Raw genomic sequence first — 10,422 nt, forward strand, 5'->3', positions numbered from 1 at the left:
CATGACCGGACAACCTTCCCGCCCCTACGACACCCCCACCACACCCCGCGTGGCCGTCCACGGCGAAGCCCGCCTCGAAGCCGATCCCGACCTGGCCCGTATCAGCATCACCGTCACCGCCCGCGGCATCGACCGCCGCGACACCCTCAGCGACCTCACCCGCCGGAACACCGCCGCCCTCGACCTCGTCAGAAGCTACGGCAACGTCGTCGAACGCCTGGAGACCGGCACGCTGGCCATCACTCCCCAACTGACCGAACGCGGCCGCCGCGAACGCGTCCGCGCCTACCATGGCCACGTCCGCACCACCGCCGAACTCACCGACTTCACCGCCCTCGGCGAACTCAGCGCCCGCCTCGCCGAACTCGACCTCACCAGCGTCGACGGTCCCTGGTGGGCCCTGCGCCCCGACTCACCCGTCCACCGCGCAGCACGACTCACCGCCGTCCACGACGCCGTCCGTCGCGCCCGCGACTACGCCGAAGCCCTCGACGCCACCCTTGTCGCCCTCGTCGAGCTCTCCGACAGCAGCCTGGGCGCCCCGGCGTCAGCCGATTACGGCCCGTACGGCGCTGTCAGCACCGAGGACCTCGACGGAGCCGAACCGCCGGACGCCCTACACCTGCAACCCGCACGACAGATCGTCACCGCCCAAGTCGAAGCCCATTTCGTCATGACCCCACCACGACTGTGACCGAGCCGCCGGCTCCTTGCCGGCTGTCCCAGGGCGGGAGAACGGCACCGCTCGTCCGGGTCGTCGGCGTGTACGAAAGCCCGCAACTTTCGGCCCGGACGGAGGGGCTGGAAGGCCACGATGCAGGCACATCTCGGCTCCCGCTCTCGGCACCGGAGTTGCCCTCGGTGATGGCCGATCGGCTCGGCGAGCCTCCGTCACTTGTCGGGGGCGGTCCGGCAGCTCGGCAGACACGTGACGGCATCCGGAACGGCCACCCTGGGCGCATGGCCGGGAGGAGATGGAACGCCGTACGGGCGACCCGAAGTGGGCCCAGGCGATGGCTTACGTCCAGGGTGCCGACTTCTTCCCGGGGGCTTCCGGTTTCGGGGAATGACGCACCTCCGTGCGGGTGGTGCGCAGGCCCCGAGCCCCGTACCTGAGCCGCCATGCTGCCCACCGGTGGCCGGCACCACTGCTGCAGCGTCAGTGACGCGTACGGCTGTGGCTCGATGTCCGCTCCGGCGGTGCTGCCCTCGTCGACGGCGAAGCGGAGCCCGCTGGGCGGGTTGATGAGGAAGAAGTAGCCGTCACCTGTGGACGGGCCGGCCCAGTGCTGCCGGCGGCGTTGGTCTCTCCCCCAGTCGGCCACGTTGCCGCCGTCGACGCGGGAGAGACCCGCGACCTCCAGACGCTTGCCGCCGCCCACACCCTTGACCTCTTATCAGCCGTCGCCGGTCTTGGAGAAGGTCCACTTCTGGTTGGGCCTTGATGGCGCCGCCGCTCGGCAGTGAGATCGGGTGCTCCATGTCGGTGCGGGGCTGTTCAGGGCCCGCAGTACCGCCCTGCCGAGGGCCGAGCGAGGCTCGGAGCCGGAGTCCGGGAAGGGAATGAGGAACTGCTCGGGCATCTCGGTGCCGGGGTGGAGCGAGGGGGCGTCCCACCCCGGCCAGGTCTCATCGGATGCGCTTCGCCGGCTTGGTGGCGGCGTTGAGGAGGTATTCCAGGGGGCCGCGGCGGAAGAACCGGGACCAGATCGCGGCGAACACGGTCGCCCCGAGGACGAACATGATCAGCGGCACCCAAGAATGCTGGGTGCCGGTCCCGGCGGGCACGGACAGCGCCGACTGCGCGAGGAAGTGGCCGACGTAGGCGGTCAGGGACATGGTGCCCACGGCGATGACCGGTGTGGCCAGGCGGCGCAGTCGCGGCAGGCGGTCCATGGCCACCGTCGCGCCCACGATCACGAGGATCGCGACGCCCACGCTACCGATGATGTCGAACGTGGTGCCGCTGTGCGGCCCGGCCGTCAGCAGCGTCGACGCCGGCATGTCGGGGAACGACCCGCCGCCGGAAGGCATCGAGGCGCTGTCGAGTGGCATCGAACCGGAACCACTGGACGACGACCCGTCTTCCGCCATGCTCCGCAACGCGCCCGATCCGGCGAGCAGCAGGGACATGCCGTACGCGGCCGCGGTGAGGGAGGCGCCGAGCGCGGCGAGGCGCTTCTGGACGGTGCCGGAGGACAGGTCGAGGCGGCCCAGCGCCATGCCCGCGATCACGAACGACATCCACGTGAGCGCCGGGTAGAAGCCGGTGAGCAGCAGGTCGAGCACTCCCACCTCGCTGAGCCGGGTGAGCGGGTCGTAGGCGTTGATGCCGTTCTGGACCGAGGGAGTCAGCAGCGAGGTGAGGGCGAACGCCAGCTGCGGTGTGACGAGGGCGAACGCGGCCGCGATGATCGCGAGGGTCTTGGCGCTCAGGCGGACCAGGGGCAGGGCGAGGAGGAAGTAGATCCCGTAGAAGCCGAGGATGATCACTCCCCCGTACTCCATCGCCAGCACGGTGCCCAGCACCAAGAGAACCACGGCGCGGATCGCGATGCGGGCCTTCGCCTGCCGGCCGGCCAGGCCGGTCTTCGGCTCGCGTCGGCCGGCGATCAGCATCAGCGAGAACCCGGCGAGGGTGGCGAACAGGACCGACGAGTGACCGTCCGCTATGTACCGGATCCAGCTGGCGACGCCGCTCGTGGCGGACAGCGGGGGCGCGATGTGCACGACGTACATGCCGAACACCGCCAGCGCGCGGGCCAGGTCCACCCCGACGAGGCGTCCCATCGAGGGACCGGGCGAGGCCGGCACGGCGGACTCGGGGGAGGTGCGGGGCGGTGGAGATGGGTTCTCCGGGAGAGCTGACGTCTCCTGCGGCGGCTGTGTCTGCGTCATACGAAGAACCTCGCTCGGAGGTCAGGGGGGCGGCCATCCGGCAGGCTGCGGTAACGCCCCCGCCGATCGGCGGGTACCGCCCTGCCGACCGGCGGAAAGCCCTCCCGGCCGCCCGGCCGTGCGACCGCAGGCGACCTTGATCAGCCACTCGGCGGGGGTGGACCCGACGGTTGCCGGATGGGCGCGGGACCGACGGGCTCGCAGGCTGGAGACATGACACACCGTGCGCGACACAAGGAGCCCGACGCCTCCCTCGCCTCACCGGCCGACGAACCGGGGCGAGACGTGGTCCCTCGCAGGGGCGACTTCCTGGAGTTCCTCGGCCTGGTGCTGGCGGCGGGCGCCCTCGTCCTGCTCGTCGTACGCCCCGAGCTCCCCGAAGCGTTGGTGCGCGCCCTGTCCTCGGGCACCGCCGGACTCGTCCGCTGAGCCGCCACACGATCACGCCCGGTCCGTCCGGCACCCTGTAGCGGTGCCGGACGGACCGCAGAAGGAAGGAAAGCTGTGAACGCCGCATCCGCCCCGACGACGGATGAGACGTCCCTGTCTGCCCGGGAGACGGTCCGAGCGCTGTACACCTATGTCCGGCCGCACCGTTGGGCCGTCGCCCTCGGTCTGCTGTGCGCCCTGATCGGGGCCGCCGCAGGGCTGTTGCAGCCGTTGGTCCGGCGAGATCCCTTGGACGACGCCCTGTGTTCACCGCCCTCGCCTCTGCCCTGGCCCATGGCTACGCCCACCAGATCGCCCACCGCGACGCGCAGGGCCGTCCCGGCATACGGGGTGTGGTGCGTGCCGTGCTCGCCGAATGGCCGTGGGTGGTCGCGGCGTTGCCCACGACATTGCTGCTGTGGGGGGCCGGCCTTGGCTGGTGGGGCTCCGCAGGCATCGAGTACGTCGCCTTCGGGATCAACACCGTTCTGCTCCTGAGCTGGGGCCTGCTCGCCTCCCGGGCCGCAGGCCGCACCTGGGGGCGAGCCGTCAGGATCGGCTGCGGCGACGCGCTCCTGGGCGTGGCCGTGGCGGTGGTCAGCACCCTGCTGAAGTGACGCGGCGACCACCTGTCACGCCAGGCTCCGTCGTCCGTGCGCGGGCGAGTCGGCGCCGACGGAACAGCATGTCAGTCCGTGCTGAGAGGAACCCTCAGCCGTACCCGGTAGCCGCCCTGAGCAGTCGGTCCCGCGTCCAGGGTGCCGTGCAGGAGGTCGGCCCGTTCCCGCAGACCGACCAAGCCCTGCTGCGAACCGGGCAGGGAGAGGGAGGGGCGTGTGGGAGGGGTGTTGGTGACGGTCACCCCGATGCCGTCGCCGTCCTGCCACAGCTCGACGCGGGCGTGGGCGCCGGGGGCGTGTTTGCGGACGTTGGTCAGGGCTTCCTGGACCGTGCGGTAGAGGGCGCGTTGGGCGGGTGTGCCCACGGTGGGCGGCAGCTCACCCGTCAGCTCCGTGTGGGTTCCGCTGGATGCCACCAGTTTGCGCAGGTCGGCCAGGGTGGGTTGCGGAGTGAGCTCGGTGGTTTTGCCGCCGGAGGCACGCAGCAGTGTGACCATGGTGCGCAGCTCGTCGAGGGTGGTGACGCTCAGCGAACGGATCGTGCGGGCGGCCTCCTTGGCATCCGCGTCCTTGGCGGCGACCTGCAACGCCCCGGCGCGTACGGCAATCAGGCTGACCTGGTGGGAGACCACGTCGTGCATCTCGCGGGCCAGCTGGGCGCGTTCGCGGGCCAGCACGGCCTGGGCGTGCAGGGTGCGCTCGTGCTCCCTGGCCTCCTCGACCTCGACCAGCCGCCTCGACAGGTCCCGTTGTGCCTGGAGGAGCTGGCCGAACAGGACCGGGGTGACGCTGGTTGCCAGGCCGTACACGAAGAAGACCAGGGTCATGGTCCGGTCCGCCGTGGCCAGGGGCCAGGGAGTACTGCTCGCGACGGCGGCCAGGACGACGCACACCGCGAGGAGACGGCGGTTGCGGGAGCGTACGGCCAGAGTGAACAGCGCCGCGAGCACAGCGACGGCGACCTCCTGCATCAGCGCGATGGGCAGGGTGAGCAGGAACACGCCGAGCGGGAACCGGCGCCGGAACGCCAACGCGAGGCAGCCGACCGCGGCCAGCGCCACCTCGAGACGCGTGTGCTCCCACATGCTCACCACCCGTACGTCCACGGCCGCCACCGCCACGAGAACGATGTCGATGACCGGCGCGGGAACCCGCTGCCACACGGCACGTGCACGGCTCATCGGGCGGTGCCCGACCGGGTGCTCTCGTCGAGCAGCCCGGCCCGCTGCGCCAGCAGCGCGGCCTGCACCCGGCTCGCCACACGCAGTTTGTTGAGGATCGCGCTGACGTGGTCCTTTACCGTGCCCGCCCCCAGATGGACGCGCGCCCCGATGTCCGCGTTCGACAATCCCTCCGCCACCAGGACCAGGACGTCACGCTCCCGCGCGGTGAGCAGCCGGACCCGGGCCGCCTCCTCGTCGACCGCCGCCCCGGTACCGGAGTGACTGTGCAGCAGCGTCCGCGACGCCTTGGGCGACAACACCACACCGCCCGCGACCAGGGTCCGCACGAGGTGGGCAAGCTGCTCCGGCTCGGTGTCCTTGAGCAGGAAACCGGCCGCGCCGGAGTGCAGCGCGGTCAGGATGTACTCGTCGGCATCGAACGTGGTCAGCATCGCCACCACCGGCGGATCCGGCATCGTCCGCAGCTCGCGCAGCACGGTGAGCCCGTCGACGTCCGGCATCCGGATGTCCAACAGCACCACGTCCGGCCGCTCCCGCCGGACGGTCTCCACCGCGTGGCCGCCGCCCGCGGTCGCGACGACCTCGATGTCCTCGGACGCACCCAGAATGAGTTCGAAGCCTGAACGGACCAGTGCCTCGTCGTCGACCACCACTACCCGGATCACACGCTCCGCCTCACCCTCGTTCGTCCGTCCGGCCCATGCCGAATCGACCCTAAAGCCACGTAGGACTCCTGCGTCCCGGCGAGCGGCAGCTCCAGCCACACGGCGGGGTAGCACCCACCAGTCGGCAGGGACACGGCAGCCTTCTGCCGGATAGTCCATGATCCGCCCGTTCTCCAGCCTGGGGATCATGACCCATCACCCAGACTCCACGCTGCTCACGGCCGATACCGCCTCCTCTGAAAACGAGCGTGGCGAGCCCTCGACCGGTGCGCCCGGGGTGGGCCGGCTGATCGGGCTGGACCTGGCCCGGGGCCTGGCCGTCTTCGGCATGTACGCGGTCCATGTGGGCCCCGCCCCGAGCCAGGGCGGGGTCGTCGGCTTCCTGATGGAGCTGGCGCAAGGCCGCTCCTCCGCCCTGTTCGCCGTCCTGGCCGGCTTCGCTGTCGCCCTCATCACCGGCCGCCGCACTCCGAAGACCGGCCTGGCAGGGCGGCAGGCCGTCGCCAAGGTGATCATCAGGGCCGTGATCCTGGTGGCCCTGGGCACCGCCCTGACCCTGACCGGCACCCCGGTGGTGCCGATCCTCGCCTTCTACGGACTGTTCTTCCTGCTCGTGCTGCCGCTGTACCGGTTGGGCGCCAAACCACTGGCGCTGATCGCCGCAGCATGGGCCCTGGTGGGTCCGCAGCTGCTGTACGCGCTGAAGCCGGTGGTCGGCGGCCGCGTGTTCCTCTCCTACGGCCAGGCCGACGGCCCCGTCTCCCTGTTCTTCACCGGCGGTTATCCGGCCCTGACCTGGGTCCCGTTCGTCATCGCCGGTATGGCTGTCGCTCGCTGCGACCTGACTGCCACGGCCGTCCGGATACGCCTCGCCCTCACCGGCGTCGCTCTCGCCGTCACCGGCTACGGCGGCTCCTGGCTGGCGGTGCGTCTCGTACCCGGTGCCGCCGAAGCCGTCCGGAAAGCCGAAGAGGGATCGGGCATGTCGTCCGTGTCGTCCGTTTCGCCCGACAGCATCGGCATCTTCGGCGACACCCCTGCCGGGATGCTGGCCTCAGCCCCGCACAGCGAGGCGACCCTGTCCATCGTGGCCGCCACGGGTGTGGCGATCCTGGTGATCACCACGTGTCTGGCCGCCATGGACGCCTTCCCCCGGCTGCGCCGCCTGGCCAAGCCCGTCATCGCGGTCGGCTCGATGTCACTGACCGCGTACGTCTACCACATCGTGGCCATCTGGCTCCTGAACGCCGAGGAACGAGCCGTTCCGCCGCTGTACGTCCTGCTCGGCTTCATCGCGTCCATCACTGTCCTCGCCACCCTCTGGTCCCGCTTCTTTGAGCGTGGGCCACTCGAATGGCTCATGGGCAAAGCGACCGGGATCGCCCGTCACATCCGGTAGAACGCATCCGCAGAAGCGCGACAAGATTCCCTCGCCCGGGTACGGCGGACGGTCGTACCGCGGGCCGCACGGACGGTCTGTGGTTCTCCGGCGGCCCTCAAGACGTTTCGGACCGGCGACGCTTCGCAGTCCAGTCCTCAGGAGCCCCTGTTCTCTCTGGTCCGGGTCGGCAGAAATGGCCGCGGGAGTCCGGCGATGTCAGCGGTGAGTCACTGGGTGTCCGCCTCTTGGCGCTGACCGCTACGCCCGACGACATTCGAACCGCGCGGACCCCTGGCGCCTGGAGCGGCGCAAGCGTCCAGGGCCGTGCCCCCGGGGTTCCGGCACCGACTGCCACTGCCAAGGGATCACGGCCGCGAGCCGGTGACCGTCGAGGTGCCTGGCACCCACCACGACCTGCTCACAACGGACTGGGACACCGACGGGTGCCCTTCGGCCGGTACGCCTGGCAGTGCTGCGGCCATGACCACGATCAACGCGGCCGACCACTGCACGCGGGAGCCACACCCGCCCGCGGCGGCTTCCTGAGCGGCGATGGCCGCACTGCTCCTCGTGTGCGGAGAGCCGGAAAGCCGATAGGGCCGTCGTCTCAGCTCCGCTGACTCCTCAACCACTCGCGAAAGGGAGGAAACTCCATGAGAAAGTGTTGGTCTCTACCCTTGATCACGCTTGTCGCCGCCACGCTCGCGGTGGCAGCGGCAGATGTGGCCCCTGCCTACGACACGCCTTTGCGGGTCATGCCGTTGGGCGACTCGATAACGTGGGGTGTGGGCAGCAGTACGGGCAACGGCTACCGGGGACCGTTGTGGAAGGAGCTTGCGGCGGACGGACATCCGCTGGACTTCGTGGGCTCGGTGCGCAACGGTTCGATGGCCGACCCCGGCAACGAAGGCCACTCCGGATATCGCATAGACCAGATTGCCGCACTCGCCGACGCCTCGCTGGCGCGCTACCGGCCCGACGTCGTGACGCTGCACATCGGTACCAATGACCTCCGCCGGGCCTCTGAGGTCGACACCGCTGTCACCCGGCTGAGGTTGCTGGTCGACCGGATCACCGCCCGCGTCCCCGACACAACCGTCCTCGTCGCTTCCCTGATCGTGTCCACCAGCAGCACGGAGGAGCAGTGGCGGGGCGCGTACAACCAGGCAGTCCGTCAAGTCGTCAGCGACGCCCAGGGCGCAGGCAAGCGCGTCGCGTACGTCGACATGAGCGGCTTGACCACGGCCGACCTGGCTGACGCACTGCATCCCAACGACTCGGGCTATCAGAAGATGGCAGACGCCTTCCACCGCGGCGTCCAAGCCGCGGGCAGAGCTGGTTGGCTCAAGAGCCCTGCTCCCCTGCCCGTGCGGTCCGGCATCGCCGGCAAGTGATCTCAACGGTGTCGGCACCTCCGGCGGGACCACCGTTCAGATCGCGCCCGAATCCTTGGCCGAGGTCGCGGAGCGTCTGGAGGCCGGCGTCGTGGCCGGCACCGACTTCGCCCGCGTGGCTCCCACCGACCGCAGGGTCCTGGACCAGGCCCTTCGCCCGCGTGGCTCCCACCGATCCCAGGGTCCTGGACCAGGCCGGAGCCGCCTTCGGTGCGGGTGTCGGTGGGCCCGGACGAAAGTACACAGCACGCAGTGTTCTAGACCGGCGGTCACGGCCGTCGCGACCGTCAGGGCGGTGACCACCACAGGCCAGGCGTGGCAGGAGTCAGGCCAGGCCACCCGCCCGGACGGCCCTGTGGCACCGCCGGGCCACCGGCCATCGGCTGCTCGGGATTCCCACCCTGCCGATTCTGGGTGCTGCCGCCCCACCGGGCCCGGGACGCGCCCGGGGAGGAACTGCCGGACAGGCGATCACTGATGTCGAGGCGTCATCCAGTGCGGATCAAGGGGAGCATTTCGCCCCACCCGGCAACCGGACGGACATCGCGTGACGCTGATCGCCGCGGTTCACGGTGCACTCCCCCCGCATCGTCAGACCCAGTCGGAGATCACCGACATGGTGGCCCTCGCCTGTCTGCCCGAAGGAGCCGACCGCGCAGTCCTGGACCGGCTGCACCGCAGCGCGAAGGTCGACTCGCGGCACATGACGCTGCCGCTCGAACGGTACGAGGAGCTGACCGACTTCGGCGCCGCCAACGACGTCTTCATAGCCGCCGCCACCGATCTGGGAGCCGAGGCCGTTCGGGGCGCTCTGCACGCCGCCGGCCTGACCGCCGAGGCCGTGGACCTGCTGATCTTCACCTCCGTCACCGGCATCGCCGCCCCGTCGATCGACGCCCGGCTGGTCGGCCGCCTCGGGCTGCGGCCGGACGTCAGACGGCTGCCTCTGTGCGGCCTGGAGTGTGTCGGTGGCGCCGCCGGGCTGGCACGTATGCACGACTATCTGCTGGGCCGGCCCGACCACGTGGCGGTGCTGCTGTCGGTGGAACTGAACTCGCTCACCTTCCAGCGCGACGACGCCTCCATGGCCTACCTGGTCGCCTCCGGACTGTTCGGCGACGGCGCCGCCGCGGTCGTCGCGAACGGTGGCGGCCACCCGGCCGGCCACAAGCGCCCAGCCGGGAGTACCGGCCCGACGATCGTGGACACCGTCAGCCGCCTGTATCCGGACACCGGACACATCCTGGGCCTGGACATCGGACGTACCGGCTTCCGGGTCGTCCTGGACCCGCAGGTCCCCCAGGTGGTGCGCCGGCACCTCGCCGAGGACGTCGAGGAGTTCCTCGGCGACCACGGCCTGGAAGCCGAAGGACGTGACCGCGTGGGTGTGCCACCCCGGCGGCCCCAAGTTCCTGGAAGCCGTCACCGAAGCCCTCGATCTTCCCGACCACGCACTCGACGTGACCTGGCGTCACCTGGCCACTGTCAGCAACCTGTCCTCGGCATCGGTGCTCGACGTACTGCGCGACGCCCTGGCCGAACACCGCCCACCGCCGGGCACACCGGGCGTGCTCCTGGCGATGGGCCCCGGCTTCGCCTCCGAACTCGTCCTGCTGCGCTGGTAGTCCGGCCCACCTGAAGCCAACAGCACGACCGCCCCCACGATCAGGGATCCTGGTCCGGAAGTGGCGGCCAAGATGTCGGCGTAGTCACCTCACCGGAAGAACCGCCGCTCTGAAGCGCGAACACCATGCGGCAGGCGCGACCGGACAGAGGTGAGCTACGGCTTCGGGCCCGCATGCCGGAGGTCAACCCACCCGGGGTGCGCATGGCCGGAGTGCTGAAGCACTC

The 10,422-nt window shown here is 70.5% G+C and carries 8 protein-coding genes and 3 pseudogenes; 7 read left to right on the plus strand and 4 right to left on the minus strand.

The window, feature by feature from the left end; genetic code table 11:
• The first annotated feature begins 1 nt into the window (after position 1).
• The gene (locus ACFU5F_RS33905; protein ID WP_383895779.1) at positions 2 to 694 is read left to right on the plus strand and encodes an SIMPL domain-containing protein; all 693 of its coding nucleotides are present in this window, start codon (positions 2 to 4) and stop codon (positions 692 to 694) included.
• Here ACFU5F_RS33905 and ACFU5F_RS33910 read toward each other — a convergent pair.
• The gene (locus ACFU5F_RS33910; protein WP_383895782.1) at positions 672 to 1,382 is read right to left on the minus strand and encodes an RICIN domain-containing protein; all 711 of its coding nucleotides are present in this window, start codon (positions 1,380 to 1,382) and stop codon (positions 672 to 674) included. The genes ACFU5F_RS33905 and ACFU5F_RS33910 overlap by 23 nt on opposite strands.
• A 247-nt stretch (positions 1,383 to 1,629) precedes the next feature.
• Positions 1,630 to 2,898, minus strand: a complete 1,269-nt coding sequence (locus tag ACFU5F_RS33915; RefSeq protein ID WP_383895785.1) for a DUF418 domain-containing protein — start codon at positions 2,896 to 2,898, stop codon at positions 1,630 to 1,632.
• Positions 2,899 to 3,111: 213 nt separating this feature from the next.
• Between ACFU5F_RS33915 and ACFU5F_RS33920 the strand changes: the two genes are divergently transcribed.
• The 3 genes and pseudogenes from ACFU5F_RS33920 (at position 3,112) to ACFU5F_RS33930 (ending at position 3,944) form a co-directional block, all read left to right on the plus strand.
• Positions 3,112 to 3,327: a hypothetical protein gene (locus ACFU5F_RS33920; RefSeq protein WP_383895787.1), complete on the plus strand. Its 216-nt coding sequence runs from the start codon at positions 3,112 to 3,114 to the stop codon at positions 3,325 to 3,327.
• A gap of 75 nt (positions 3,328 to 3,402) precedes the next feature.
• Positions 3,403 to 3,582 (plus strand): annotated as a pseudogene (locus ACFU5F_RS33925) (ABC transporter ATP-binding protein); the annotation flags it as partial.
• A gap of 8 nt (positions 3,583 to 3,590) precedes the next feature.
• On the plus strand, positions 3,591 to 3,944 hold the full coding sequence (locus ACFU5F_RS33930; protein WP_383895801.1) for a hypothetical protein: 354 nt from the start codon (positions 3,591 to 3,593) through the stop codon (positions 3,942 to 3,944).
• A gap of 71 nt (positions 3,945 to 4,015) precedes the next feature.
• Here the strand turns inward: ACFU5F_RS33930 and ACFU5F_RS33935 are convergent, their stop codons facing one another.
• The gene (locus ACFU5F_RS33935) at positions 4,016 to 5,128 is read right to left on the minus strand and encodes a sensor histidine kinase (protein ID WP_383895790.1); all 1,113 of its coding nucleotides are present in this window, start codon (positions 5,126 to 5,128) and stop codon (positions 4,016 to 4,018) included.
• Positions 5,125 to 5,784: a response regulator gene (locus tag ACFU5F_RS33940; protein WP_383895799.1), complete on the minus strand. Its 660-nt coding sequence runs from the start codon at positions 5,782 to 5,784 to the stop codon at positions 5,125 to 5,127. The genes ACFU5F_RS33935 and ACFU5F_RS33940 overlap by 4 nt, the downstream gene beginning before the upstream one ends.
• Before the next feature lie 199 nt (positions 5,785 to 5,983).
• Here ACFU5F_RS33940 and ACFU5F_RS33945 point away from each other — a divergent pair, with 199 nt between their 5' ends.
• The 3 genes and pseudogenes from ACFU5F_RS33945 to ACFU5F_RS33955 all read left to right on the plus strand — a co-directional run bounded on the left by ACFU5F_RS33945 (position 5,984) and on the right by ACFU5F_RS33955 (position 10,196).
• A complete protein-coding gene (locus tag ACFU5F_RS33945; protein WP_383895794.1) occupies positions 5,984 to 7,195 on the plus strand; it encodes a DUF418 domain-containing protein in 1,212 nt (403 codons plus the stop codon).
• A gap of 635 nt (positions 7,196 to 7,830) precedes the next feature.
• Positions 7,831 to 8,611: pseudogene (locus ACFU5F_RS33950) on the plus strand (SGNH/GDSL hydrolase family protein); the annotation flags it as partial.
• 507 nt (positions 8,612 to 9,118) lie between these two features.
• Positions 9,119 to 10,196 (plus strand): annotated as a pseudogene (locus tag ACFU5F_RS33955) (type III polyketide synthase).
• Positions 10,197 to 10,422: the final 226 nt, after the last annotated feature.

It is taken from the genome of Streptomyces sp. NPDC057438 (assembly GCF_042802995.1).
GTDB lineage: Bacteria > Actinomycetota > Actinomycetes > Streptomycetales > Streptomycetaceae > Streptomyces.